Here is a 23,551-nt window from a genome sequence, read left to right on the forward strand (position 1 = left end):
TGTGAGACGTGCTTCGGATCCGCCGCGAACTCGTTGACGAGATCATCGCGCATGCTCGCCGGGACCACCCGGACGAGGCATGCGGCGTCATCGCCGGGCCCGAGGGCTCGGACCGCCCCGAGCGGTATGTTCCGATGCTCAACGCGGCCCGGTCGCCGACGTTCTACGAGTTCGATTCGGCGGACCTGCTCAAGCTCTACCGGGAGATGGACGCGAACGACGAAGTGCCGGTGGTGATCTATCACTCGCACACCGCCACCGAGGCCTACCCGTCGCGCACGGACGTCTCCTACGCGTCCGAGCCGGACGCGCACTATGTGCTGGTGTCCACCCGGGAGCCCGGCCGGAACGAGTTCCGCTCGTTCCGGATCGTCGACGGCACCGTCACCGAAGAGCCCGTCGAGATCGTGGAATAACGCCCGGGCCCCCGACGTCACCACTAAAGAGAACCAAGCGGAGGTAATCCATGGCCGTGACCGTGTCCATCCCGACCATCCTGCGTACGCACACCGGCGGTGAGAAGTCGGTCGAAGCGTCCGGCAAGACGGTGCTCGAGGTGATCGACGACGTCGAGTCCAGGCATGGCGGTCTCAAGGCCCGTCTGGTCAAGGAGGACAAACTGCACCGGTTCGTCAACGTCTACGTCAACGACGAGGACGTGCGCTTCGCCGGGGGACTGGACGCCGAGGTCAAGGACGGCGACACGGTGACGATCCTGCCCGCCGTCGCCGGCGGCTGATCGGCGATGGCTCGCTACGAGTCGCTGCTCGACGCCCTCGGTGGCACCCCGCTGGTGGGGCTGCCGCGGCTGTCGCCCGCACGCGACGTGCGCCTGTGGGCCAAGCTGGAGGACCGTAACCCGACGGGCTCGGTCAAGGACCGCCCGGCGCTGGCCATGATCGAAGCGGCCGAACGGGACGGCACACTGCAGCCCGGGTCCACGATCCTGGAGCCGACGTCGGGCAATACCGGCATCTCGCTGGCGATGGCCGCGAAGCTCAAGGGGTACGGCCTGGTCTGCGTGATGCCGGAGAACACTTCGGCCGAGCGCAAGCAGTTGCTGCAGGCCTACGGCGCGCGCATTGTGTTTTCGCCCGCCGCCGGCGGTTCGAACGAGGCCGTGCGCCGGGCCAAGGAACTGGCCGCCAAGAACCCGGACTGGGTGATGCTCTACCAGTACGGCAACCCCGCCAACGCGGACGCGCACTATCGCGGCACCGGGCCGGAACTGCTCAAGGACCTGCCCACGCTCACCCATTTCGTCGGCGGGCTCGGCACCACGGGCACCCTGGTGGGGGTCGGCCGCTACCTGCACGAGCAGAAGCCCGACGTGCAGATCATCGCGGCCGAGCCACGGTACGGGGAGCTCGTCTACGGCCTGCGGAACCTCGACGAGGGGTTCGTGCCCGAGTTGTACGACCCCGAGGTCCTCAACGGCCGGTACTCGGTCGGCGCCTACGACGCGCTTCGCCGCACCCGGCAGTTGCTGGAGAGCGAAGGCATTTTCGCCGGCATCTCCACGGGCGCGGTGCTGCATGCGGCACTGGCCGTCGCGGAGAAGGCGGCCTCGAGGAACGAACCGGCCGACATCGCGTTCATCGTCGCCGACGCCGGCTGGAAGTACCTGTCCACCGGCGCCTACAGCGGCACCCTCGACGAGGCCGCCGAACGCCTCGACGGCCAGCTCTGGGCCTAGTTTTCGGGTGGATTCTCTACACCTTGCTTCCCCACGCGGGACGGTCAGGCGGCCGAGGAGACGATCTCGGGGGCGAGCGGGGCGATGGCGCCGATGATCGTGTCGATGGTGTCCTGCGGCACCCCGGCGCCCTGGAGCGACTCCATCAGGTACTTGGCCACCAGGTCGAAGTGCTGCTGGCCGATGCCGCGTCCCCGGTGGGCGTCCTTCATCGACTGGCCGCGGTACTCGTCGGGGCCGCCCAGTGCCGCGGCGAAGAACTCGACCTGCTTGCCCTTGAGCCGGGACATGTTGCTGCCCTTGAAGAACACGGCCAGTTCGGGATCCGCCAGCACCCGCTCGTAGAAGTCGTCGACCACCGCGATGAGCGCTTCCTGCCCACCGATCTGCTCGTAGATGCTTGTCACGCGAGTCCTCCCGGTCGGTAATGGGTTCTCCACACACAGCGAACATCCCGTGTGTTTCCCCGAGGTAATCGCCGGATCAACCCTGCGCAAGCGAAACCTCACCGGGATCAGGGTTTTCACCCGAGGCAGACGGCGTCCGCGGCGCCTACCGTGGAAAACATGAGCACCCTGCCCGCCGCACCGGCGCCGTCCGCGGACACCAAGCGCGTCCTGCCTCCCCATCCCAAGACGGCGGCCTTGGTCATCCTTTCCTTTACCGCGCTGATGTACGTGGTCGAACTGGTCGATGTCGCGTTGCACGGCAGCCTGGACCGTGACGGGATCGTGCCGCGGACCCTGTCCGGACTCGACGGAGTGGTGTGGGCGCCGATGCTGCACGGCGGGTGGGCACACCTGCTCGGGAACACCATTCCGGTGCTGGTGTTCGGCTTCCTCGCGATGGCCTCCGGCATTCTGCGGTGGGCCGTGGTGACGGCCCTGGTCTGGGTGGTGAGCGGCCTGGGCGTCTGGTTGACCGGGGACACCGGAACGAGCACGATCGGCGCCTCGGGGCTGGCTTTCGGCTGGCTGGCGTACCTGCTGGTGCGTGGTCTTTTCAACCGGAGCGTGGGCCAGCTCGCGCTCGCCGTGGTGCTGCTGGTGTTGTGGGGCGGCACGCTGTGGGGCCTGCTGCCGGGTAATCCGGGAATCTCCTGGCAGGCGCATCTGTTCGGGGCGATCGGTGGTGTGCTCGCCGCATGGATCATGGCGAGGGCGGACCGCCGACGGCCCCCGGCGGGTAGTCTCTCAGCGTGATTGATCGAGAGGCCCCCATAGGCGTGTTCGATTCCGGCGTCGGGGGCCTGACGGTCGCTCGGGCGGTCATTGATCAGCTACCCCGCGAACAACTGCGTTACGTCGGTGACACGGCGCATACTCCCTACGGTCCGCTGCCCATCGCCAAAGCTCGTGAACTGGCGCTGGCCAATCTCGACAGCCTGGTGGAGGACGGGGTGAAGATGCTGGTCATCGCGTGCAACACGGCGTCGGCGGCCTGCCTGCGCGACGCCCGCGAGCGCTACCCGGTCCCGGTGATCGAGGTGGTGCTGCCCGCCGTGCGGCGCGCCGTCGCGACGACCCGGTCGGGGCGGGTGGGGGTGATCGGCACCGAGGGCACGATCCGTTCGCGTGCCTACGAAGACGCTTTCGCGGCCGCGCGGGACCTGACCATCACCAGCGTCGCCTGCCCCCGGTTCGTCGACTTCGTGGAGCGGGGCCTGACGTCGGGCCGCCAGGTGCTCGGCCTCGCCCAGGCCTACCTGGAACCGTTGCTGAGCGCGGAAGTGGACACTCTCGTGCTCGGCTGTACGCACTACCCGTTGCTCACCGGCGTGCTGCAGGTCGTGATGGGGCCGGAGGTGACCTTGGTGTCCAGCGCCGAGGAGACCGCGAAGGACGTCTACCGGACGCTCACCGAACTCGACCTGCTCGCGGAGCGGGACAACCCGCCCGACCACGAGTTCATCGCCACCGGCCCGGCCGAACCCTTCACCCGCATGGCGCGCCGGTTTCCCGGTCTGGCGCTATCTCCCGCGTTCGCCGCGTGACAAGGTGGCGGCCGTGCGACTGACGATTCTGGGCTGTTCGGGCAGTATCCCGGGCCCCGGCGAACCCGCTTCCGGCTACCTGGTCGAAGCGGACGGTTTCCTGCTCGGGCTCGAACTCGGCAACGGCACCTTCGCCGAACTCCAGTCGCGGCACGATCCGTTCGACCTCGGCGCCCTGGTCTTCTCGCACCTGCACCCCGATCACTGCGCGGATTTCAGCGCGTTGACCGTGCTGCGCCGCTACCACCCCAAGCCGCCCTACGACATGTCCGCGCACCGCCTTCCGGTGCACGCGCCGGGCAACGCGTCGTCGCGGTTCGCCAGGGCGTACGCGCCCGACGACGCCGAACTGGCCGACACCGATCTGTCGGAGGTCTTCGCGTTCCGGCCGCTGACCGCCGGCACCAGTGTCCACATAGGACCGTTTGAGCTATGCCCGGTGCCGGTGGTTCATCCGACCGAGGCGTTCGGGCTCAGGGTGAGCCACGGCGGCCGCACGCTGGTCTACACCGGCGATACCGGCCCGTGCGACGCGCTCGACGAGCTGGCCGCCGGTGCCGACGTGCTGCTTTCCGAAGCGACATGGACGCACTCGCCGAGCCGGCCCGACGGCGTGCACCTTTCCGGCACGCAGGCGGGCGCGCTGGCCCGGCGAGCGGGCGTCGGCAGGTTGCTGCTCACCCACGTCGCGCCGTGGACCGACCGCGACGCCGTGCTCGCCGAGGCCCGCGCCGAATTTCCCGGAGCCGCCCTCGTCGAGCGGGGAGACACCTACATCGTGTGAGATGTCCGCGCGGTCACGCGGTTTGGCCTGGCCGGCATGTGGATCGAGTTCGTCTCCGCGGCAGGCGAACTGCCTACCTCCGTGGTGTTCGTGACCGTATTGGGAACATTGCAGCTCAGAGTCCCCATCGGCCTGGTGGACCGCCCTCCTTACACTTCAAGCTTGATTTCATAGTTGAAGTAACGCTACGCTCGGTATCGCTCGCACAGATCGAGATGCTCGACGAACTCCGGTCCCTGGTCCCCACCGGGTGAGCACGGACACTTCAACCACGCAGAGTCGGAGGCATGAACCATGGCCCAGTTGGCCGGCAAGGTAGCCGTCATCACCGGCGGATCGACGGGGATCGGCCTGGCCACCGCACGCCGGTTCGTCGCCGAGGGCGCGCGGGTGTTCCTCACGGGCCGGCGTCCCGAGCCGCTCGCCGCCGCGGCCGACGACCTCGGCCCCGCCGCCACCGCCGTGCCCGGCGACGTCACCAGCGCCGAAGACCTCGACCGCCTGCACGCCGCGGTCGCGGAGCACGGCCGGGGCCTGGACGTGTTGTTCGCCAACGCGGGCGGCGGCGGTTTCGCGCCGTTCGGCGAAGCCACGCCGGAGACCTTCGACGCGTTCATGACGGACAACGCGCGTGGGGTCTACTTCACCGTGCAGCGGCTCCTGCCGCTGCTGAACCCGCACGCCTCCGTCATCCTGATGTCCTCCCTCGGCGGGATCCTCGCCGTGCCCGGCCTGAGCCTGTACTCGGGGGCCAAAGCGGCGATTCGGTCCTTCGCCCGCGGTCTGGCCGTCGAACTGGGGGACCGCGGGATTCGCGTGAACGCCATCAGCCCCGGCCACATCCGCACCAGGCCGGAGGATGCCGACGCCGAAGCCTTCCAAGCCGCCGGCGCCGCCAAGACCGCGCTGCGCCGCGTCGGACAACCCGAGGAGGTGGCCGCGGCCACCCTGTTCCTCGCCTCGGACGACAGCAGCTACATCACCGGCACCGAGTTGATCGTCGACGGCGGCCGCGCTCAGGTTGCCTAGGTCTGAACCACACCGTCCACACCGGACAGCCGGACCCGTGGTCCCGTCACACGGGCCGCGGGGGCCAGTTCCCTCCTGTGATCAGCCCGCTGCCGCCGACGCCAGATAATCGGGCAGGAGCGAGACGGCGTAGGCCTGGCAGAGGGCCAGCATCGCCACCGTGCCGGCGGGAAGGTCGAAGGCGGCCGTGGAGTAGGCGAGTTCGGAACCTCGCCGGGTCGGCACATCGTTCGTGACGTCGGTGAACCAGTCGAGGAAGGTGGCGTTGGGGCCGATCGCCGGGGTGAAGTCGAGGATCGGGGGCCGGTTGCGCAGGGTCCAGCGGTAGAAATCGGAAAACTGGTAGAACCGTTCCTCCGCGCCGGTCGCGGACAGGCCGTGACCGTGCTCGGCGAGCGCCACACCGTATTCGGTGGAGGCTTGCTCGGCCAGGCTCCACGCGCGGTCGTGGTCGGCGCGCCCGGCGAGCCTCCCGTCGGCGACGCCCGTCACGTAGTCCGCCCACAGCGAGGAGCCGGGGTTGGCGAAGTCTCCTCCGCCGCGGCCGAGGGCCAGCGCGATGCCGCGTTCGATGCCTTCCACGATCCCGGAGTCCACATAGGACACCCAGGTGCCGGGTGCGCCGAGGCCGTGGTCACCGAAGAACTCCAGGACTCCTTCGATATTGCGCCAGCGCGAGGAACGGCCGGGCAGCAGTTCCGCCGCGGGTCCCGCCGACATCGCCCGGACGAAGGACAGCCGCGCAGGTATGGACATCGCGTTGATGTCTTCGGCGGTGCAGGTCAAGGTGGCCGTACAGGCTCCAGCGGTGGGCGTTGCCGCGAGGGCCGGGACCGGTGAGACGCACAGCAGGGTGACCAGGATCGTGGCGAAGGCGGCGCGCATGACACCAGACCTTAGCGGGGTTCTACGCTGGGCAGGTGGTGCGCAAAGACGGCAGGAACGACGACCAGCTCCGCGACGTGAAAATCACGCGGGGCTACCAGGACTGGCCGGCGGGGTCGGTACTCATCGAGTTCGGCAAGACGAGGGTGCTGTGCGCGGCCAGCGTGACCGAAGGGGTGCCCCGGTGGCGAACCGGTTCCGGGCTCGGCTGGGTGACCGCCGAGTACGCCATGCTGCCGTCGGCTACTCACGAGCGCAGTGACCGTGAGGCGGTGAAGGGCCGCGTCGGCGGACGGACGCACGAGATCAGCAGGCTCATCGGGCGGGCGCTGCGCGCGTGCATCGACCTTTCCGCGCTCGGGGAGAACACCATCCACCTCGACTGTGACGTCATCCAGGCCGACGGGGGCACGCGGACGGCGGCCATCACCGGTGGTTACGTGGCGCTCGCCGACGCCGTGACCTGGCTGGGCGCGGCGAACAGGCTGGCCGACCCCCAGCCGCTTTCGGCGATGGTGTCGGCGATCAGCGTCGGGGTGGTCGATGGCCGGGTGCGGCTGGACCTCCCCTACGAGGAGGACTCGCGCGCGGAGGTGGATCTGAACGTGGTCGCCACCGACGCCGGCACGCTGATCGAGGTCCAGGGCACCGGTGAGGGCGCCACCTTCACCCGGTCCACTTTGAACAAGATGCTGGATCTCGCGCAGGCCGGCTGCGAAGAGCTGACCCGCAAGCAGACCAAGGCGCTGGCGGAGCCGTATCCCGGTGTGCTGCCGGAGCCGCAGACGAACAAGAAGTCGAAGGGTTCCAAGTGAGGCTTCTGCTCGCCACTCGCAACGCCAAGAAGCTCGACGAGTTGCGCCGGATCCTGGCCGCCGAAGGGGTTTCCGGTGTCGAGGTGCTCGGGCTCGCCGATGTCGACGAGTTCGACGAGGCGCCCGAGACCGGCGCGACCTTCGAGGAGAACGCGCTCGCCAAGGCGAGGGACGCGGTGGCCGCCACCGGGATCGCCGCGGTGGCCGACGATTCCGGGCTCTCGGCGGACGCGTTGAACGGGATGCCCGGCGTGCTCTCCGCACGCTGGTCCGGGCGCCATGGTGACGACCAGGCCAATCTCGATCTCGTGCTGGCCCAGTTGGCGGACACCCCCGACGAGCGCCGGGGAGCCGCTTTCGTCTGTGCCGCCGCGCTGGTCGTGCCGGGCGGGGAGGGAACGGAACCCAGGGAAACCACCGTGCGCGGGGAATGGCGTGGCACGCTGGCGCGGAAATCCCGGGGCACCAACGGTTTCGGCTACGATCCGATCTTCGTGCCGGAGGGCGAGACGCGCACGTCGGCGGAACTCGACCCGGCGGAGAAGGACGCGTTGTCACACCGCGGCCGTGCCTTGCGGGCGCTCCTGCCCGCACTGCGCGAACTCTCCTGACTCACGAACCGGCTTCCGCGGTCGCGAGCGCGATCCGGTCGCGCCGCTCGACAGCGCCGGGGGAGAGGGCGAGCAGCGCGCCCCAGGTGGTGAGCACGGCGGTGATGGCGACATACGCCGCGATGACCACCCAGGTCCCGAAACCGGCCAGCAGCGCGGTGAACACCAGGGGCGCCACGGCGCCGCCCGCGATCCCGGCGAGGGTGTAGGCGAGCGAGCTACCGGTGTAGCGCAGGCGCGGCGAGAACTGTTCGGTGATCATGGCCGCCTGGGGACCGTAGAGCAGCGCGTGGATGGCCAGTGCGACGACGACACCGATGACGACGGCGGCGAACGAGCGCGTACCCAGCAGGGGGAAGAACACGAACGGCCACACCGCCGCCGCGACGGTTCCCGCCACGCAGAGCGCACGGCGGTCGACGCGATCGGACAGCGCACCCGCGGCGGGCACCAGCACGAGCTGGCACGCGGACCCGATCATCACCGCGGCCAGCCCTTCACCGCGGGGCATGTGCAGTTTGCCGGTCATGTAGGTGAGCACGAAGACGGTGAACAGCGAGTAGAGCACGTCGGGGCAGACGCGCACGAGGATGCCCGTGACCAGCGCCCGCGGTTCCCGCCGGACGACCTCGGTGACGGGGGCCTTGGGCCGCTGCCCGCTCTCGGCGATCTTCCGGAACACCGGCGTCTCTTCGAGCTTCAGCCGGAGCCAGAGTCCGAAAAGAACCAGAACGGCGGAGAGCAGGAAGGCGATCCGCCAGCCCCAGGACTCGAACTGGGCGGTGCTGAGCACCAGGGCGAGCAGCGCCAGCACGGCGTTGGCGAGCAGGGTGCCCGCGGGTGGCCCGATCTGCGCGGCGGAGGCCCAGAACCCGCGCCGTTTCGGGTCCCCGAACTCGCTGGAGAGCAGGACCGCGCCGCCCCATTCGCCGCCGACCCCGACGCCCTGCGCGAAGCGGAGCAGCACGAGCAGCACCGCGGCGAACCCGCCGATGGCCGCGTGCGTGGGCAACACGCCGATCAACGCGGTGGCGAACCCGGTCAGCAGGAGGGTGAAGACCAGAATCCGCTTACGGCCGAGTACGTCCCCGAGGCGGCCGAACACGAACCCGCCGACCGGCCGGGAAAGGTAGCCCACCGCGTAGGTCGAAAAGGCCAGCATGGTACCGGCGAGTTCGTCGCCCGAGGGGAAGAAGAGCCTGCCGAACAGGGTCGCGGAGGCCACCGAGTAGGCCGCGAAGTCGTAGTACTCCAGCGTCGTGCCGGAAAGGCTGGCCGCGAACGCCCGGCGGAGCGACCGCCGGGCGGCGGGGGACTGGGTCATCGCACGCCTCCGATCCGCGCCCGTAGGAGTGCCGGTCAGGAGATGGCGAGGTCCTTGAGGAGCTTGGCGACGTGGCCGGTGGCCCGCACGTTGTACAGGGCCTTGGCGATCCTGCCGTCCGGGTCGACGACGAAGGTGGACCGGATGACACCCTGCACGATCCGGCCGTAGTTCTTCTTCTCGCCGAAGGCACCCCATTCGGTGAGCACGGCCTTGTCCGGGTCGGACAGCAGGGGGAAGGTCAGCTTCTCCGCTTCGACGAACTTGGCGAGCTTCTCCGGCTTGTCCGGCGAGATACCGAGCACCTGATAGCCCGCGCCGTTCAGCTCGGCCAGGTTGTCGCGGAAGTCGCACGCCTGCTTGGTGCAGCCGGGGGTGCCCGCGGCCGGGTAGAAGTAGACGACCACATGCTTGCCGCGGTAGCCGGACAGGGAAACGGGGTTGCCCTGGCTGTCCGGCAGGGTGAAGTCGGGGGCCGGATCTCCGGTCGAGAGGCGCTCACTCATGGGCCGAGTTTAGGTGTTAGGCGGTGTTTCTTCCGCGTTCTGCGCGCCCCCGCGATCGTGTCGACAGGGCGCTCCTGCTCAGCGCACGTCACGTTCACAGGATGGGCGCCCTGCCGCCCCGATAGCGGACAAAAAGGGGCGCGCTCCGTGGTCACTTCGGCAGCCGCGCCTTGACGCAGGCGGTGTTAAGCGGAGCCGCTGTAGATCGCGGACACCGGGCTCACCTTCGCGGGACGGACGCTGAGCCGGAGCGGGGTGGCCTGCTCGGGCACGGCGAAGGCCAGCACGATCTGGGCGTCGCGGCCGGGCTGCACGTCCTTGTCGGCGTCGACGATGCCGCTGTAGCCCAGGGTCGAGTCGACCAGCTGTTTGGCCGCCGTGCCGGCGACGGTGGCGGACACCGACAGCCCGGACAACCGGTAGGGCTGGCTGCCGTCGTTGCGAAGGGAGATCTCGAACGCGACGGCCCGTTCGCTGTGCGGGTAGGCGCTACCGCTGGGCCGGAACGATTTGGGTGTGGAGACCACGACGGTGACGCCGTCGTGGAAGCGGTACTGCCCCCCGAAGTCCACGGTCTGCGCCGCGGGTGCCGCGCCTTGCTCCAACGGCTGACCGCCGGCGGTCGTCGAGCCGCCGCTCGCCTGTCCCGTGACGCCGCATCCGGCGACCACGAGCAGAACGAAGGCGGCCAGCAGTGTGCTCGGGGTGCGCACTAAAGGCCACTTCCTTTACTGATCATGCGCGCCCCTTTGCTGGTCCGTTCGGGGCAGTGATTTAGACCGGGGCGCCCGCTCCACTCTGGCCGTCCGGGCGTTCTGGGGCGAGCGTAAGTGCCACGTTGAGGCATACCTGGTGTACGGCTGTGGCCGATCTGTGATCGGAAAACCACGAAAAGTGACCGGGAGCACCCAAAGCGCGATCACGTTCTGCCGGATCCGTGACACTTCAGGCCGCGACGGCGAAGAAGAAGATGAAGGTCGCGATGCCGATCACCCAGGCCACGATGAGCCAGCCGAAGTCGCGCCACGGGTCGACCGTGTGGTTGTCCTCGCCGGGCACGTAGACGCCGCGCTGTTCGAACCAGTCGGCCACCCGGACGAGCCACCACAGCGGGTTACGAGCCGGCATCAGGGTTCACCTCCGTCGAGAGGACAGTATGCCGGATCACATGGACGATGCCGCCGTCGGACCGGAGCGCTACATGATGCTCACGTACCGTCGAAATGAGGAGTGATTTGCGTCACTCTTAATGACACGAACAGATAACGACGGTAAATATGTCGCCGACGGTGATTACTGACAGGGGTGAAGTCGTGTCCAACTACGACGGGCGGGTGACCGTAGCCGAGCTGCTGCGCCGTGAAGGTATGACGCAGGAACTGCCCGTTGCGGGCGCCGAGCCCGCAACCGGCTGGACCGGCTACGACGACTACGCCGACGAGACGCCGACCGACCTGATCCCGGTCGCCGAAATCCTTCGTCGCGAGAACGTGAACGGGCAGGCCACCCAGTTCGTCCCGCACAACGGCGGCTTCGAACCACCGGCCGCCGACCCGTACCCGCGCGAGGACGAGCGCGAGTCGGTCACCGAGCTGTACGGCCGTGATGACGGGCTCGAAAACGTCGTGGGCCTCTACGACCACGAACAGGTCGACCAGGTCTTCGGCAGCGAGGAGCCGACCCAGTACGCCGACTACTACGAGGACGAGCACGACAACGTCAGCTGGTTCCAGGGGCGCCAGGAGGCGGATCCCGAACAGGACGCCGCTGAGCACCCCGCCTACGCGGGAGAGGACGAGGAGTCCACCCGGCTCTACGCCGACGACGACCGGGACGACGAGGTCGCCGAGCTCCTGCCCCGCGTGGGCAAGGGGGACCGCCGCCGGGCCGGCAAGATCGGCGCCGTGGCGGCCGGGGTCGTCGCGCTCGCCGGGCTCGCCGTGGCCGCCTTCGGCGCCGGCGGTCATTCCTCCGGCGACTCCATCCCGCCGCTCGCCGGCGGACTCGGCGGAGGACCCGTCGATCCGCCCACCTCCTCCACCGACCCGGGCCTGCTGCCCAACGGCCCGCTTTCGCCGAACGCGGCCGTGCCGGGCGTGCCCGAGGGCAGCTCCTCCACGAGTGGCGCCGCGCAGCCCGGGGTCCCCGGCCTGACGGGCGGCAAGACCAGCACCCGTTCGATCGGGGGAGTGCCGACGACCACGGACCGGCCCGCGGCGCCCACGTCCTCCAGTTCCAGCTCCAGCGGCAGCGCCGGAATCGCGCCGTCGTCGAGCACGACTTCCTCGCCGTCGTCGTCGGCCAGCACGACGCAGACCCCTCCGTCGCAGCACAAGTCCCCGCCGCCGCCGTCGTCCGGGGACTCGGGACAGCCGGGATCGAATGGCGGCGTGCTCGGCGGCGTGACCACCGTGATCAGCGGCACGCTCGACGGTCTGCTCGGCGGCTGAAGCACTATCGGGTGATCTTGGTTCACCCAGGTTTATTTTCCTCCTTCCTGGCGCCTTCGGGCGGTCCACGTGTGACGCCCGCCAGGAATCGTCGACTGTCACAGGGTCGACTTAGGAGGGAAGATGAGGGTCACCACGGTGGCGGTCGCGGCTTTCGCGATCGCCGGGATGTTCGTGGCGCAGTCCGCCGTCGCGGCGTCCGGGTACGTCCCGCTCAACGCGGAGATGGTGCCCGCGATGGAACGCGACCTCGGGCTCAGCCATCAGCAGGCGCTCGCCCGGCTCGCCGCCTCCGCCAGAGCGGGCAACCAGGAACGAAGTCTGAGCGACGAGCTCGGGAAGGGCTTCGGGGGTGCCGATCTCGATCCTGTCAGTGGACGGCTGGAGGTCGGCGTGACCGACCCGGCGATGCTGGACCTGGCACGGCACTCGGGGGCGACGGTGAGGCTGGTGCGGTTCAACGAGAGCGCACTGGACTCCACTGTGGATCGGCTGAACGCGCGTAGTGACTCGGCGCCGGCGTCGATCACGGGCTGGGGCGTGGATCCGCGGAGCAACCGCGTGAAGGTGGACGTGCGGCCGGGCGGAGAGGCCGACGCGGCCAGGTTTCTCGCCGATTCGGGGGTGGGAGACGCCGCGGTGGTCGCGACGGCTTCGACCCCTCGTCCGCTGTATGACGTGCGAGGCGGTGACGCGTACTACATCGCGAACCGGGCGCGCTGCTCGGTCGGCTTCTCCGTCGTCGGCGGCTTTCTTTCGGCCGGGCACTGCGCGGCGATCGGGAATTCCCTGCAGGGCTACAACCGCGTCGCGATGGGGTCCTTCTCCACCTACCGGTTCCCTGGCTCGGATTACTCGCTGGCGCGGGTGAACTCGCAGTGGACTCCGCGCGGCGTGACCAACAACGGCGTCCGGGTGTCGGGCTCGATCGCGGCATCCGTGGGTGCGGTGGTGTGCAAGGCGGGCTCGACCAGCGGCTGGACCTGTGGCTTCATCTACGCCAAGAACCAGACCGTGCGCTACCCGGAGGGCACCGTCTACGGGACGATCTTGACCAACGTGTACGCGGCGGCCGGGGACTCCGGCGGCCCGCTGCTGGCCGGGAACCAGGCACAGGGCATGGTCTCCGGGGGTGACGGCGTGCGCACCTATTTCTTCCCGGTGCAGACCGCGTTGTCGGCGACGGGCGCCAGGTTGATCACCTCATGACCACGCCGTCCGTGCGACGGCCCTAGGAACATCGGACGCGGTATCGCTTCCCCCGCAACGGGAAGCGATACCGCGTCCGTTCGCGTTCAGGCCACGGGCTGTGACCGTCCTGACGGTTTTCGCGGCTTCCTGTGATCGGCGGCCATCTTGCGTACGAAAATGGCGACAAAGGTCCTACTTCGCCTGGTTCTCACCGCACTGCGACGCATGACACACTTCGGCCCGGACTCGGTCGAACTCATCCCGTAAGGAGAAGTCGGTTCGCGCCTTAGCCGGCGAAGAGGAAGCAGTCGAGGTCAAAGGAGACCTGACGTGACACCTTTCGAGGCAACTCGCGGCTGTCAAGGTGACCGCAGAGCGCGCCTTTTCTATCCGCCGTCTTGTGGGGGCACGGCCCCCACACCCCCGCTGGGGGCAAGCCCCCAGACCCCCTCATCGGGGCGGCGGGGCGCCCATCCACCTGACGTGACGTCCGTAGGTAAGGAGCGCCCTGTCGACACGATCGCGGGGGCGCGCAAACTCGCGGAGGAGAAGCCGTGACAGCCACCCCCACAGTCGATGTCCAGCCTTTGATAGAGCGTCAGCGTGCGGGCAGATTCTGGATCAGCCTGTTCGTGGTGTCCTGGTTCGTGACCTTTTTGGACGGGTTCGACTTTCAGATCCTGTCCTTCGCCGGGCGGTACATCAAGAAGGCCTTCGCCCTGACCGACACCCAGCTCGGCACGCTCGGCACGGTCGGGTTGTTCGGCACGCTCATCGGCGGGTTGTGCCTGGGCTACCTCGGCGACCGGATCGGCCGCCGGCCTTCGATCATCGTGGCGGTGACCGGGTTCGGCGTCTTCATGATCGGGCTCGTCTTCTCCAAGGACTACACGCAGCTGATCGTGCTGCGGTTCCTGGCCGGCTTCTTCCTCGGCGGCACCCTGCCGCTGGCGTGGGCGCTGACCACCGAGTTCGCCCCGGCCCGGATGAGGTCGACGTCGGTGGTGATCATCATGGTCGGGTACAGCCTCGGCAGCGCCTGCGGTGGTCCGGTGTCGAACCTGCTGATCCCGCGCCACGGCTGGCAGTCGGTGTTCATCGCCGGTGGCATCGCCTCGCTGCTGGTGGTCATCCCGGTCGTGCTGGTGCTGCCGGAGTCGGTGAAGTTCCTGGCCCAGAAGGACCGCGCGCACGACCGCATCGCGCGCATCATGAAGCGGGTCACGCCGGAGGAGACCTTCGAACCCGGGACGAGGTTCGTCGCCGGACTCGTCGACCGTAAACGCTTCACTCCCGCCGAGTTCTTCAAGAACAACCTCGGCACGCTCACCGTCGTGTTGTGGATCGCCTACATGTGCTCTTCGGCGGTCGTGTTCTATCTGGCGTTCTGGGGCCCGATCCTCAACGAGCGGCTCGGGTTCAGTACCAGCGGCGCGGCGACGCTCGCCGCCGTCACGGCCGTCGCGGGCGCGGTGGGCCAGTTGCTGATCGGCCGGTTCATCGACAACCGCGGTGTGCGCACGATCGCGATCATGCCCGCGCTCGGGGTCCCGTGCCTGCTGCTGATCGGACTGGTTTCGCTGGGCAAGCCCGCCTACATCGCGGTGATCATCCTGGCCAACATCTTCATCATCGGTGGCCACGGCGGCATGCACAGCGTCTCCGGGATCTTCTACCGGCCCGCGATCCGGGCCAACGGTGCCGCCTGGGCGACGTCGGTCGCGAAGTTCGGTGCGATGCTCGGGCCCTGGCTGGCCGGGATGATCATGGACAACGGCCTCGGCGCGAAGGGCACCTTCTTCGTGTTCGCCATCTTCCCGGTGGTGATGTCCGCGCTGCTGCTCGTCCTCGGCCGGATCCAGCGGAAACTCCCGCCGGAAGCCGACGGCGCGCTGGCGTCCGTGGTCGAGAAGGAGATCGCCGCCAAGAACGCGCGGGCGGCCGCGTAAGGGCTACCGCGCCGGTCCGGTTGAGGAGCGGCGCGGTAACCGCGCTGTGCGGTATTGTCCCACTTCGGAACTTGACTGTGCTTCGACCAGGGCTGGGTCGTATCCATACCCAAGGGGCGGCTGATCCCGCCCTGGCATGGGCGAAACAGCTGAGGCCGAGGGAGTCCTTCGTGACGACAGTCGATGTCCAGCCGTTGATCGAACGACAGCGCGTGGGCCGGTTCTGGATCGGCCTGTTCGTGGTGTGCGTGCTGGTGACGTTCCTGGACGGGTTCGATTTCCAGACCCTGTCCTTCGCCGGACGGTACATCCAGAAGGCCTACACGCTCACCGACACCCAGTTCGGCACGCTCGGCACGGTCGGGGTGTTCGGCACCCTCATCGGCGGACTGTGCCTGGGCTACCTCGGCGACCGGGCCGGTCGCCGGCCTTCGATCATCGTGGCGGTGACCGGGTTCGGCCTGTTGACCCTGGGCATCGTCTTGGCCACGAACTACGGGCAGCTCCTGGTTTTCCGCTTCCTGGCAGGGTTCTTCCTCGGCGGCGCGTTGCCGCCGGTGTGGGTGCTGGCCACCGAATTCGCCCCGGCGCGGTTCCGGTCCACGTCCGTGGTGATCACCATGGTCGGCGCCGGCCTCGGCAGCGCGTGCGGCGGGCCGGTGTCGAATCTGCTCATCCCGCACTACGGCTGGCGGTCGGTGTTCATCGCCGGTGGCGTCGCCTCGCTGCTGGCCCTGATCCCGGTGGTCCTCGTGCTGCCGGAGTCGGTGAAGTTCCTGGCCCAGAAGGACCGCCGGCACGATCGCATCGCGCGCATCATGAAACGGGTCGCGCCGCGCGAGAACTTCGAGCCGGGTACGAGATTCGTCGCCGGGTTCGTCGTGGACAAGAAGCGCTTCACCCCGGCGGAACTCTTCCGGAACAAACTCGCGCCACTGACCGTCCTGCTGTGGACGGCCTACACGTGCACGTCCGCGGTGGCCTTCTACCTCGCGTTCTGGGGGCCGATTCTCAACGAGCGCCTTGGTTTCAGCGTCAGCGCCGCCGTCACGCTCGCCGCGGTGACGGGCGTGGTGGGCGCCTTGGGACCACTGCCCGTCGGCCGGTTCGTCGACAAGTGGGGCGTGCGCACGCTCGCGGCCATGCCGGCGCTCGCCGTGCCGTGCCTGCTGTTCATCGGGTTCGTCCCGCTGGGCAGGCCGGGGTATGTCATCGTCCTGCTCGTGCTCACCTTTTCCGTCGCCGGCGGGCAGATCGGCATGCACTCGATCGCCGGCATCTTCTACCGTCCGGCGATCCGGGCCGACGGTGCCGCCTGGGCCGCCTCGATAGCCAAGACCGGTTCCATGTTCGGGCCGTTGCTGGCCGGCGCCATCATGGACAACGGCTTCGGCCCGCAGGGCACCTTCTACGCGTTCGCCGTCTTCCCGGTGGCGATGGCGGTGCTGCTGGTGGCTCTCGGCCGCAGGCAGCGCCGGCTTCCGCCGGAGGCCGACGGCGCGCTGGCCTCGGTCATCGCGGAAGACGCCGCCACAAAGCGCGCGGAAGCAGCCGCATGACGGCCGAGACCGGACCGAGGATCGAGGGCACCCACACCTGGCCTCGGCCACGGCGCAGCGCGGCGACCGTGGCGTCGGCGACCTGGTCCGGAGTGCTGGAAAACGGTGCGGGGCTCATGCCTTCGGTCATCCGGCCGATGACGAACCCCGGACGCACCAGCAACAGCCGCACGCCGGAGCCGTGCAGGGCGTCGGTGAGGCCGGAGGCGAAGCCGTCCAGACCCGCCTTCGCCGAGCCGTAGACGTAGTTCGCGCGCCGCACCCGTACCCCGGCGAACGAGGAGAACACCACCAGCTGCCCACGGCCCTGTGCCCGCAGAAGATTCGCCGACTCGGTCAGCACGCTGACGTGCGCGACGTAGTCGGTGTGCACAATGGACAGTGCGTGGGCGGTGTCGGACTCCGCCCGCTGCTGATCACCGAGCACGCCGAAGGCGACGACGACAACGTCGACCGGCCCGTGCCGGTCGAAGATCTCGTCCAGCACGGGCCGGTGACCCGTTATGTCGTCCGCGTCGAACTCGACCCGGGCCACCTCGGTGGCACCCGCGTCCAGCATGGTCCGTTCGGACGCGTCGAGGTCCGCCTTGCGCCGGGCCGCCAAGACGACCTTCCGGCCGTCGGCCAGCCGCCTCGCCACGGCGAGCCCGATCTCACTGCGTCCACCGAGGAGAAGTACCGTTCCGCTCACGCGGAGCAGTCTGCCAGTGTTCGTCCGAGGCGCTCTCACTCGATCTCGTGGCCACGGCTTCCGGTCTCAGCGAACGGCTGCCTTAGTGGGCGGCTTTGGTCTTGTTGCTCCGCCGGTGCCACCCGGTCGTCCGCTTGGGGCGCTCGATGGTTTCGGTGGCGGCTCCCGAGGTGTCCGCCTTGTCGGTGATGATGGTTTGCGTCGCGGTGTCGTCCGGCACGGTGGTGACCGGAACGTGCGCGACCTTGCGCGCGGGCATGATCGCGACGATCAGGCCGAGTACCGCGCTTCCGAGGTGCAGCCAGTTGTCCGCCGCGTTCAGGTGCAGCGGGTTGCCCAGGCCCGACACCGGGTTCGACGAGATGACGCCGGTGATCATCAGGCCCCAGATGGCCGCCACCCCGAAACCGGCGAACAGGAGCCAGCCGTACGTGCGTGCCAGGCCGGAACTGGTCGCCAGCAGCAGGCCGAGAAGGCCGACCACCACGTGCACCAGGTTGTGCAACGGGTTGACCATGAAACCGAGCAGCATCACGTCGTGCTGGGTCCCGGCGAAGTCGGTGACGCCTGTTCGTGAGAATCCGATCGCACCGGCGACCAGATAGACAAGACCGATCAGCCCGGCCAGAACCTGCACCGGCTGCAGCCCATGAACCCGGATGTGCGCATCTTCCGAACGAGTCATCGTTTCGTTCCCTCTACCGGAGTGGGCACTGCGTTTACGCAGTGCTGTCCGGTCTATACCCATTCGTCGCCCGGTTCAAACCTCTCTCTACCGGACCAGGCGGCCGAGCAGCGCGGAGGCGACCGCGATGGAGACCGCCGCGGCCACGACCAGCACGCCGAAGTCCAGCAGGAGGTGGGCGGGCGCGCCGATCAGCAGGCCGCGCAGGGCGTCGACTTCGTAGCTGAGCGGGTTGGCGACGCTGATCGCCTTGAGCCAGCCGGGCATCAGTTCCACCGGATACAGCGCGTTGGAGCCGAAGAACAGCGGCATCGTGATCGCCTGGCCGATGCCCATCACCCGTTCGCGGGTCATCACCAAGCCCGCGATGACGATGGACAGGCAGCAGAAGAAGGCCGAACCGAGGACCAGCGCGAGGGCCATCCCGAGCAGGTTCAGCGGATTGGCGCTCAGCGACACCCCGAGCACCGCGGCGAGTACCAGCACCATGAGGGCCTGTGCCAGCGCGCGGATTCCGCTCGCGAACGCCTTCGCCGCCACGAGCGCGGCGCGCGGGGTCGGGGTGACGAGCAGCTTCGACAGCACCCCGGCGTCGCGTTCCCAGATGATCAGGATGCCGTAGAAGATCGCGATGAACAGGGCCGACTGGGCGAGGATGCCCGGCGTCAGGAAGTCGAGGTAGGGCGTCGACCCGGTGGGAATGGTGCGAAGCCGGGTGAAGGTCTCCCCGAAGATCAGCAACCACAGCGCGGGCTGGATCGCGCGCGTGAACAACTCGGTGCGGTCCCGGCTGAGCTTTTGCAGCTCCACCAGGCACATCGCGCCGACACGGGCGGGGAACCTAGCCCAGGCGCCGGGCTGTACGGCGAGTGGCACGGACACCGCGCATTCCTCCTGACGTTTCTTCGAGCTGATCACCGGTGACCGCGCGGAACACATCGTCCAAAGTGGACTCCGGACCCAGTCCGGCTTCGAGCTCGGCGGGCGTGCCCTGCGCGCGGATTCGTCCGCGGTGCATCAGCGCCACCCGCTCGCAGTACTGCTCGGCCTCGTCCATGTAGTGCGTGGTGACGAGCACCGTCATGCCGGTCTCGGCGCGGATTCCTTCGATGCGCTCCCACACGGTGGTGCGGGCGACCGGGTCGAGACCGATCGTCGGCTCGTCGAGGATCAGCAGCCGAGGCGAGGACACCAGAGCCTGGGCGAGTTCCAGACGGCGGATCATGCCACCGGAGTACTCGCCCGCCGGACGGCCGGCGTCGTCGAGCAGCCCGACCGCCGCGAGCACGCTGTCCACCTGCTCGTCTCGGGCCTTGCGCGGCACGTCGAAGAGCCGGGCGAAGAGGGCGACGTTCTGGCGGCCGGAGAGTGCCGAATCGGCGGAAAGTTGTTGTGGCACATAGCCGATGAGCCTGCGCACCGCCATCTTGCGCCGCGTCACGTCCAGCCCGTGCACCTCGATGGTGCCGGTTTTGACCGGGAGCAGGGTGGTGATCATCCGGATGGTCGTGGTCTTCCCGGCGCCGTTGGGGCCGAGGAGACCGAACACCGTCCCGGCCGCGATCTCCAGGTCCACCCCGTCGACGGCGACCTTCTCCCCGAAGGAATGCCGGATTCCGGTGCAGCGGACCGCGGGCGTCGCGTCGGAACTCACAGTGCCTCCAACAGCCGGTCGAGCGCCGGGACCGCCGCTTCGAGCGCCCGTACGTCCTCTTCGGACAAAAGATCCAGTGCGCGGGAAACCAGTTCCGTCCTGGCCCGGCGCCAGTTCGCCAGCCGGGCCTTCGCCGTCTCGGTCAGCTCCAGCCGTGCCGCCCTGCGGTCGTCCGGATCGACCCGCCGTTCCAGCAATCCCGCGTCGACGAGCTGGTTGACCAGGGTGCTCACCGAATTGCCCGCCATGTGCAGGGCACGCGCGGCGGCGGCGACACCGATGCCGGGCCGCATTTCCACCGTCCGCAGCAACTCGACCTGTGCGCCCCGGAGCGGTTCACCGGCCACGGTCGCCCGCACGGTGCGCCTGATCACGCGGCGTAGCCCCGCTGTGCGCGTCATCAGGTTCTCCGCCAGGAGCGTCGTGGTCACCCCTCCAAGTTAAGTCCCATTGAGAGCTATTAGCAATGCATAGTTATTGGCGGGCATCTTGGCGGGACCCACCGATCAGCCGGCGGGCGTGGGCAGGCGTTCGACGATGCTCTCGACGATTCGGGACATTTCCGGCTCGAAGCGCTTGCGGAGCCGGAGCACCACGTGCTCGGCGCGGACCGCGGGCCAGTCGGCGGGCAGGTGTTCGACCGGAAGCCGCGGGTCTTCCCGGACCACCAGCAGCCATTCGGTGATCAACAGCAGGTGGCGGGCGAGGTCGTCGGGCGCGCCGGGGAGCGGGTCCTCGACATCCCAGCGGGTGAGGAAGGCGCGATACCGCGCGGCGATCGCGTCGAGATCCCAGGCGTCGGCGATCATCTCGTCCACGTCGGTGGGCGCGAGAGTGGTCGCCTCGAACGCCTTCACGTGACCGACCACGTCGAGGTCGGCGAGCAGTTCGGTCACGTCGATGGGTGCCGGGCAGACCCACAGGCCATTCCGCAGCAGGCCGAAACCCGCCCACGACAGCCGTGAGCGCAACAGATGCCGGTCGGCGCGGCGGGTCTCCGGCAGTGAGAAGCCCAGCAGGGTCCAGCGTCCGTGCCATTCGCGGTTGACCGGGCCTTCGCGCCACGCCTTGCGTTCCCCGTCGGCGAGGATGTCTTCCGCGGTCTTGGTGAGCCCGAAGAAAACGCGTTTGCCTATGCGGTAGCGGGCGAGCAGGCCACGCCGCGTCATCCGGGCAAGGGTGGAGCGTGCGGCGTGCTCCCCGACGCCCACGCGGGCGAGCACGTCGACGAAACTCCCCGAGAAGACGATCTCGTCGCGGCCCCACAGTTGGCCCCCGCAGAACGAGAGCATCAACGCCTGTGGCCGGATCCAGGCCGGCTCTTCGACTCCGTCCATTCTTGGCACCCCTCTGACGCGCGTCAGCGTAGCGCATAGCAGCCAAGGTGCGGGCTGGAGGTTTTCGACCGATCGGTCCAGGGTTAGTCCATACGGTCAAGAATAGCTGCACAACGGGGAACCGTTGCTGCTGATCACGGGTGTGTCCCAGATGATCGCCTGGCCCGACGGCTTCTGCCGGGCCTTGGTGGAACGGGGCTGCCCGACCTCGCCGACGACGCGGCCGCGGTGCTGGACGCGGTCGGATGGCCCAGCGCACATGTCGTCGGAGCGTCGCTGGGGGGTGTGATCGCGCAGAAGATGGCCACGCGGCATCCGGACCGGGTGCGCACCCTGACTTCGCTCGGGGCCACGCCGTCGCCGGGTATCGGCGGGCCCCGGCTGAGGACCCTTCTCCGCGTTCTCCGGGCGAACTGGCGGGCATCCGGGTGCCCACCGTGGTCCTGCACGGAGCCGAAGATCCGATGACCCGGGTCGCCGGGGGCCGCGCCACCGCGGCGGCGATCCCCGGCGCCCGCCTGGTCGTCTACCCGGGCCTTGGCGCCGGCCTGCCCGAGCCGTTGTGGCCGTCGATCATCGACGAGATCGCCGCGGTCTCGGGTGTCGCGACTGTCCGAAAAGGATAGTCGCGGCGGTCAGGAACCGGTGTGATCACCGCTGGTGGTTCCCTGGACGGCGTCGGTGAAGGGCGTGAAGCCGAACTCCACCCGGCTCGTCCGGCCGTCGGGTGCGGCCGTCTCCCCGAGCTTCGCGGTGATGATCCCGGACGGGTCGCGGTCGTGCAGCCGCGACAGCAACTGGGCGAAGGCTTCGAGCGCGCCGACCGGCTCGGTCCTGGTCTGGAGCAGGGTTCGGTGCAGCGCGCTGATGTTCAGTCCCTCCTGGCCTCCGCTGCCGACCGATACCGCCAGGGTGGCGTCGACCAGCCAGTGCGCGGGCTTGCCCGACAGGGCCGGCGTCGGATGCGTGGAAAGTCCGATGATCTGGTCGGCGCGGATGAGCCCGTCGGTGAAGGTGCGCACCCAGACTTTGGCCAATCCCATCTTGCCCTCCCTTTCGCTGTCGTCCCCGAACGTGCCGTCGGAGGACGTTCGTTCGTGATCCAATTATCGGGTGAGGACGACACCGGAGTCTCTACGAAAGAATCTTGTCGAGCGGCTCAGAGTGAATGAGGGCGTCGTCGGCGAGCGTGTGCTCGATGCGTTCGGTTCGGTACCGCGTCATCTGTTCCTGCCCGGGGTCCCCGTCGACGAAGCGTATGAGGACCTTCCGATCGTGATCAAGCGTGACGGTGAGGGCAAGCCCATCAGTTCGTCGTCGCAGCCGGCCATCATGGCCCTGATGCTGGAGCAACTCGCCCTGGAGCCGGGCCTGCGCGTGCTGGAGATCGGTGCCGGAACCGGGTACAACGCGGCGCTGATGCACCGGCTGGTTTCACCCGGCGGTGAGGTGGTGAGCGTCGACATCGACGCCGACCTGGTCGCCGGTGCCCGCGAGAATCTGGACCGGGCCGGGTACCCCGGCGTGACCGTGGTGCGAGCGGACGGGGCCGAGGGGCGCGCCGAACGCGCGCCGTACGACCGCGTCATCGCCACCGTGGGCGTGTGGGACCTCGCGCCCGCGTGGTTCGACCAGCTCGCACCTGGCGGGCGCATCGTGGTGCCGCTGGATCTGGGCGGCCCACAGCGCTCCGTGGCGTTCGAGGCGGAGGACGGGCATTGGGCGAGCCGGTCGGTGCTGCCGTGCGGATTCATGCGGATCCGGGGCTCCTTCGCCGGGCCGGAACAGACGCGGGTGCTGAATCGGGACACCGAGTTCACGATCACGCTGCCGCACGGAGGCGAGCACGATCCGCGGGCGTTGCCGGCCGCGTTCGCCGGGCCCGCCGTCCGGGTTCCGGTCGGCGTGGCCGTCGATCCACGGGCGCTCTTCGGCGGGCTCGGACTGTGGATAGCAGGCAGGGAACCGGCGTGGTGCCTGCTGACCGAGTCGACCGGCGCGGAGACCGCCTCACTCCCCGAGGCACCGCTGACCATGCGGGATCAGCGGTACACGGCCGGGTTGCTCGCTCCTGACGGCATCGCGGTCTTCGCTGGCCGCACCGAACTCGCCGCGGTCGGGTACGGGCCGGCCGGTGGCGAGCGAGCCCACGCGCTCGCGAGTCTGGTCCGGGACTGGGACGCGGCGGGCAGACCGGGAGACCGTGGCCTGCGTGTCGACGCCTACCCGGTTGCCGGGCCGGAGGCTGTGCCCGCCGGAGGTCCGGTCATCGAAAAGACCCACACCCGCCTCGTCCTGTCCTGGTCGCCGGCCTGACCCGCCCCGCGTTATGGAGGAAGGTGTGTTTACTACGGACTATTCGTAGTAAACACACCTTCCTCCAGTTCCAGGG

Annotated in this window: 30 protein-coding genes; 16 read left to right on the top strand and 14 right to left on the bottom strand. The window is 68.9% G+C overall.

Going from position 1 to position 23,551, the window contains the following annotated elements:
- Window positions 1–8: 8 nt before the first annotated feature.
- Genes ACFSXZ_RS32745 through ACFSXZ_RS32755 form a run of 3 tightly spaced genes read left to right on the top strand, consistent with a single transcriptional unit; the run spans window position 9 to window position 1,696 of the window.
- The gene (locus ACFSXZ_RS32745; RefSeq protein WP_378269516.1) at window positions 9–416 is read left to right on the top strand and encodes a Mov34/MPN/PAD-1 family protein; all 408 of its coding nucleotides are present in this window, start codon (window positions 9–11) and stop codon (window positions 414–416) included.
- A 50-nt stretch (window positions 417–466) separates the two neighbouring features.
- Window positions 467–739 (top strand): MoaD/ThiS family protein, encoded by a 273-nt coding sequence (locus ACFSXZ_RS32750; protein ID WP_378269518.1) that lies wholly within the window; start codon window positions 467–469, stop codon window positions 737–739.
- A gap of 6 nt (window positions 740–745) precedes the next feature.
- Window positions 746–1,696, top strand: a complete 951-nt coding sequence (locus ACFSXZ_RS32755) for a PLP-dependent cysteine synthase family protein (RefSeq protein ID WP_378269519.1) — start codon at window positions 746–748, stop codon at window positions 1,694–1,696.
- A 44-nt stretch (window positions 1,697–1,740) separates the two neighbouring features.
- On the opposite strand, the gene ACFSXZ_RS32760 is transcribed toward ACFSXZ_RS32755, so the two are convergent.
- Window positions 1,741–2,103 carry a group I truncated hemoglobin gene (locus ACFSXZ_RS32760; protein WP_378269520.1) on the bottom strand — a complete coding sequence of 121 codons (363 nt, stop codon included), beginning with the start codon at window positions 2,101–2,103 and terminating at the stop codon, window positions 1,741–1,743.
- Window positions 2,104–2,262: 159 nt separating this feature from the next.
- Here ACFSXZ_RS32760 and ACFSXZ_RS32765 point away from each other — a divergent pair, with 159 nt between their 5' ends.
- From ACFSXZ_RS32765 to ACFSXZ_RS32780, 4 genes are all read left to right on the top strand, one after another.
- On the top strand, window positions 2,263–2,898 hold the full coding sequence (locus ACFSXZ_RS32765) for a rhomboid family intramembrane serine protease (RefSeq protein ID WP_378269521.1): 636 nt from the start codon (window positions 2,263–2,265) through the stop codon (window positions 2,896–2,898).
- Window positions 2,895–3,689, top strand: coding sequence for a glutamate racemase (gene murI, locus ACFSXZ_RS32770; RefSeq protein ID WP_378269522.1), 795 nt, complete (start codon window positions 2,895–2,897; stop codon window positions 3,687–3,689). The genes ACFSXZ_RS32765 and murI overlap by 4 nt, the downstream gene beginning before the upstream one ends.
- 13 nt (window positions 3,690–3,702) lie before the next feature.
- Window positions 3,703–4,473 (top strand): MBL fold metallo-hydrolase, encoded by a 771-nt coding sequence (locus ACFSXZ_RS32775; RefSeq protein ID WP_378269523.1) that lies wholly within the window; start codon window positions 3,703–3,705, stop codon window positions 4,471–4,473.
- 294 nt (window positions 4,474–4,767) lie between these two features.
- Window positions 4,768–5,502, top strand: a complete 735-nt coding sequence (locus ACFSXZ_RS32780; RefSeq protein WP_378269525.1) for an SDR family NAD(P)-dependent oxidoreductase — start codon at window positions 4,768–4,770, stop codon at window positions 5,500–5,502.
- Between the two features lie 81 nt (window positions 5,503–5,583).
- Here ACFSXZ_RS32780 and ACFSXZ_RS32785 read toward each other — a convergent pair whose 3' ends face one another.
- Window positions 5,584–6,387: a hypothetical protein gene (locus tag ACFSXZ_RS32785; RefSeq protein ID WP_378269526.1), complete on the bottom strand. Its 804-nt coding sequence runs from the start codon at window positions 6,385–6,387 to the stop codon at window positions 5,584–5,586.
- 35 nt (window positions 6,388–6,422) lie between these two features.
- Between ACFSXZ_RS32785 and rph the strand changes: the two genes are divergently transcribed.
- Both rph and rdgB read left to right on the top strand, forming a co-directional pair.
- A complete protein-coding gene (gene rph, locus ACFSXZ_RS32790) occupies window positions 6,423–7,202 on the top strand; it encodes a ribonuclease PH (protein WP_378269528.1) in 780 nt (259 codons plus the stop codon).
- A complete protein-coding gene (gene rdgB / locus ACFSXZ_RS32795; RefSeq protein ID WP_378269529.1) occupies window positions 7,199–7,813 on the top strand; it encodes an RdgB/HAM1 family non-canonical purine NTP pyrophosphatase in 615 nt (204 codons plus the stop codon). Before rph ends, rdgB begins: the two co-directional genes overlap by 4 nt.
- Before the next feature lies 1 nt (window position 7,814).
- Here the strand turns inward: rdgB and ACFSXZ_RS32800 are convergent, their stop codons facing one another.
- From ACFSXZ_RS32800 to ACFSXZ_RS32815, 4 genes are all read right to left on the bottom strand, one after another.
- A complete protein-coding gene (locus ACFSXZ_RS32800; RefSeq protein WP_378269531.1) occupies window positions 7,815–9,137 on the bottom strand; it encodes an MFS transporter in 1,323 nt (440 codons plus the stop codon).
- Between the two features lie 35 nt (window positions 9,138–9,172).
- Window positions 9,173–9,643 carry a thioredoxin-dependent thiol peroxidase gene (bcp, locus tag ACFSXZ_RS32805; RefSeq protein WP_378269532.1) on the bottom strand — a complete coding sequence of 157 codons (471 nt, stop codon included), beginning with the start codon at window positions 9,641–9,643 and terminating at the stop codon, window positions 9,173–9,175.
- Window positions 9,644–9,828: 185 nt separating this feature from the next.
- On the bottom strand, window positions 9,829–10,356 hold the full coding sequence (locus ACFSXZ_RS32810) for a hypothetical protein (protein WP_378269534.1): 528 nt from the start codon (window positions 10,354–10,356) through the stop codon (window positions 9,829–9,831).
- Window positions 10,357–10,588: 232 nt separating this feature from the next.
- Entirely contained in the window at window positions 10,589–10,771 is a 183-nt protein-coding gene (locus tag ACFSXZ_RS32815; protein ID WP_378269536.1) for a hypothetical protein, read from the bottom strand.
- Window positions 10,772–10,956: 185 nt separating this feature from the next.
- Here ACFSXZ_RS32815 and ACFSXZ_RS32820 point away from each other — a divergent pair, with 185 nt between their 5' ends.
- The 4 genes from ACFSXZ_RS32820 to ACFSXZ_RS32835 all read left to right on the top strand — a co-directional run bounded on the left by ACFSXZ_RS32820 (window position 10,957) and on the right by ACFSXZ_RS32835 (window position 16,792).
- On the top strand, window positions 10,957–12,093 hold the full coding sequence (locus ACFSXZ_RS32820) for a hypothetical protein (protein WP_378269537.1): 1,137 nt from the start codon (window positions 10,957–10,959) through the stop codon (window positions 12,091–12,093).
- 123 nt (window positions 12,094–12,216) lie between these two features.
- Window positions 12,217–13,302 (top strand): S1 family peptidase, encoded by a 1,086-nt coding sequence (locus tag ACFSXZ_RS32825; RefSeq protein ID WP_378269538.1) that lies wholly within the window; start codon window positions 12,217–12,219, stop codon window positions 13,300–13,302.
- A 536-nt stretch (window positions 13,303–13,838) separates the two neighbouring features.
- A complete protein-coding gene (locus ACFSXZ_RS32830; RefSeq protein ID WP_378269540.1) occupies window positions 13,839–15,233 on the top strand; it encodes an MFS transporter in 1,395 nt (464 codons plus the stop codon).
- A gap of 170 nt (window positions 15,234–15,403) precedes the next feature.
- On the top strand, window positions 15,404–16,792 hold the full coding sequence (locus ACFSXZ_RS32835) for an MFS transporter (RefSeq protein ID WP_378269542.1): 1,389 nt from the start codon (window positions 15,404–15,406) through the stop codon (window positions 16,790–16,792).
- Here the strand turns inward: ACFSXZ_RS32835 and ACFSXZ_RS32840 are convergent.
- The 7 genes from ACFSXZ_RS32840 to ACFSXZ_RS32870 form a co-directional block, all read right to left on the bottom strand.
- Window positions 16,746–17,483, bottom strand: coding sequence for an SDR family NAD(P)-dependent oxidoreductase (locus tag ACFSXZ_RS32840; RefSeq protein ID WP_378269543.1), 738 nt, complete (start codon window positions 17,481–17,483; stop codon window positions 16,746–16,748). The two genes, ACFSXZ_RS32835 and ACFSXZ_RS32840, sit on opposite strands and share 47 nt — an antisense overlap.
- An 82-nt stretch (window positions 17,484–17,565) precedes the next feature.
- Window positions 17,566–18,168 carry a DUF4383 domain-containing protein gene (locus ACFSXZ_RS32845; protein WP_378269544.1) on the bottom strand — a complete coding sequence of 201 codons (603 nt, stop codon included), beginning with the start codon at window positions 18,166–18,168 and terminating at the stop codon, window positions 17,566–17,568.
- A gap of 87 nt (window positions 18,169–18,255) precedes the next feature.
- Window positions 18,256–19,050, bottom strand: coding sequence for an ABC transporter permease (locus tag ACFSXZ_RS32850; protein ID WP_378269546.1), 795 nt, complete (start codon window positions 19,048–19,050; stop codon window positions 18,256–18,258).
- On the bottom strand, window positions 19,010–19,822 hold the full coding sequence (locus tag ACFSXZ_RS32855) for an ABC transporter ATP-binding protein (RefSeq protein ID WP_378269548.1): 813 nt from the start codon (window positions 19,820–19,822) through the stop codon (window positions 19,010–19,012). Before ACFSXZ_RS32855 ends, ACFSXZ_RS32850 begins: the two co-directional genes overlap by 41 nt.
- The gene (locus ACFSXZ_RS32860) at window positions 19,819–20,253 is read right to left on the bottom strand and encodes a MarR family winged helix-turn-helix transcriptional regulator (RefSeq protein WP_449224298.1); all 435 of its coding nucleotides are present in this window, start codon (window positions 20,251–20,253) and stop codon (window positions 19,819–19,821) included. The genes ACFSXZ_RS32855 and ACFSXZ_RS32860 overlap by 4 nt, the downstream gene beginning before the upstream one ends.
- 75 nt (window positions 20,254–20,328) lie before the next feature.
- On the bottom strand, window positions 20,329–21,159 hold the full coding sequence (locus ACFSXZ_RS32865) for a PaaX family transcriptional regulator (RefSeq protein WP_378269550.1): 831 nt from the start codon (window positions 21,157–21,159) through the stop codon (window positions 20,329–20,331).
- Window positions 21,160–21,255: 96 nt separating this feature from the next.
- Window positions 21,256–21,420 (bottom strand): hypothetical protein, encoded by a 165-nt coding sequence (locus ACFSXZ_RS32870; protein WP_378270102.1) that lies wholly within the window; start codon window positions 21,418–21,420, stop codon window positions 21,256–21,258.
- Between ACFSXZ_RS32870 and ACFSXZ_RS32875 the strand changes: the two genes are divergently transcribed.
- On the top strand, window positions 21,388–21,627 hold the full coding sequence (locus tag ACFSXZ_RS32875; RefSeq protein WP_378269552.1) for an alpha/beta fold hydrolase: 240 nt from the start codon (window positions 21,388–21,390) through the stop codon (window positions 21,625–21,627). The two genes, ACFSXZ_RS32870 and ACFSXZ_RS32875, sit on opposite strands and share 33 nt — an antisense overlap.
- On the top strand, window positions 21,588–21,785 hold the full coding sequence (locus tag ACFSXZ_RS32880) for an alpha/beta fold hydrolase (RefSeq protein ID WP_378269553.1): 198 nt from the start codon (window positions 21,588–21,590) through the stop codon (window positions 21,783–21,785). Before ACFSXZ_RS32875 ends, ACFSXZ_RS32880 begins: the two co-directional genes overlap by 40 nt.
- Before the next feature lie 9 nt (window positions 21,786–21,794).
- Here ACFSXZ_RS32880 and ACFSXZ_RS32885 read toward each other — a convergent pair whose 3' ends face one another.
- Window positions 21,795–22,202: a hypothetical protein gene (locus tag ACFSXZ_RS32885; RefSeq protein WP_378269554.1), complete on the bottom strand. Its 408-nt coding sequence runs from the start codon at window positions 22,200–22,202 to the stop codon at window positions 21,795–21,797.
- A 70-nt stretch (window positions 22,203–22,272) separates the two neighbouring features.
- On the opposite strand from ACFSXZ_RS32885, the gene fxlM reads away from it, so the two are divergent.
- Window positions 22,273–23,475, top strand: coding sequence for a methyltransferase, FxLD system (gene fxlM, locus ACFSXZ_RS32890; protein ID WP_378269556.1), 1,203 nt, complete (start codon window positions 22,273–22,275; stop codon window positions 23,473–23,475).
- The last annotated feature ends 76 nt before the right edge of the window (window positions 23,476–23,551 follow it).

This window comes from Amycolatopsis pigmentata (genome assembly GCF_042684065.1).
Taxonomy (GTDB): domain Bacteria; phylum Actinomycetota; class Actinomycetes; order Mycobacteriales; family Pseudonocardiaceae; genus Amycolatopsis_E; species Amycolatopsis_E pigmentata.

Bases quoted from the DNA above. Each gene is read 5' to 3' on its own strand.
- ACFSXZ_RS32765 (WP_378269521.1), top strand. From the start codon at position 2,263: ATGAGCACCCTGCCCGCCGCACCGGCGCCGTCCGCGGACACCAAGCGC.
- bcp (WP_378269532.1), bottom strand. From the start codon at position 9,643: ATGAGTGAGCGCCTCTCGACCGGAGATCCGGCCCCCGACTTCACCCTG.
- ACFSXZ_RS32755 (WP_378269519.1), top strand. From the start codon at position 746: ATGGCTCGCTACGAGTCGCTGCTCGACGCCCTCGGTGGCACCCCGCTG.
- ACFSXZ_RS32885 (WP_378269554.1), bottom strand. From the start codon at position 22,202: ATGGGATTGGCCAAAGTCTGGGTGCGCACCTTCACCGACGGGCTCATC.
- ACFSXZ_RS32825 (WP_378269538.1), top strand. From the start codon at position 12,217: ATGAGGGTCACCACGGTGGCGGTCGCGGCTTTCGCGATCGCCGGGATG.
- ACFSXZ_RS32870 (WP_378270102.1), bottom strand. From the start codon at position 21,420: ATGTGCGCTGGGCCATCCGACCGCGTCCAGCACCGCGGCCGCGTCGTC.
- ACFSXZ_RS32865 (WP_378269550.1), bottom strand. From the start codon at position 21,159: ATGGACGGAGTCGAAGAGCCGGCCTGGATCCGGCCACAGGCGTTGATG.
- ACFSXZ_RS32845 (WP_378269544.1), bottom strand. From the start codon at position 18,168: ATGACTCGTTCGGAAGATGCGCACATCCGGGTTCATGGGCTGCAGCCG.
- ACFSXZ_RS32750 (WP_378269518.1), top strand. From the start codon at position 467: ATGGCCGTGACCGTGTCCATCCCGACCATCCTGCGTACGCACACCGGC.
- ACFSXZ_RS32815 (WP_378269536.1), bottom strand. From the start codon at position 10,771: ATGCCGGCTCGTAACCCGCTGTGGTGGCTCGTCCGGGTGGCCGACTGG.
- ACFSXZ_RS32780 (WP_378269525.1), top strand. From the start codon at position 4,768: ATGGCCCAGTTGGCCGGCAAGGTAGCCGTCATCACCGGCGGATCGACG.
- ACFSXZ_RS32800 (WP_378269531.1), bottom strand. From the start codon at position 9,137: ATGACCCAGTCCCCCGCCGCCCGGCGGTCGCTCCGCCGGGCGTTCGCG.
- ACFSXZ_RS32785 (WP_378269526.1), bottom strand. From the start codon at position 6,387: ATGCGCGCCGCCTTCGCCACGATCCTGGTCACCCTGCTGTGCGTCTCA.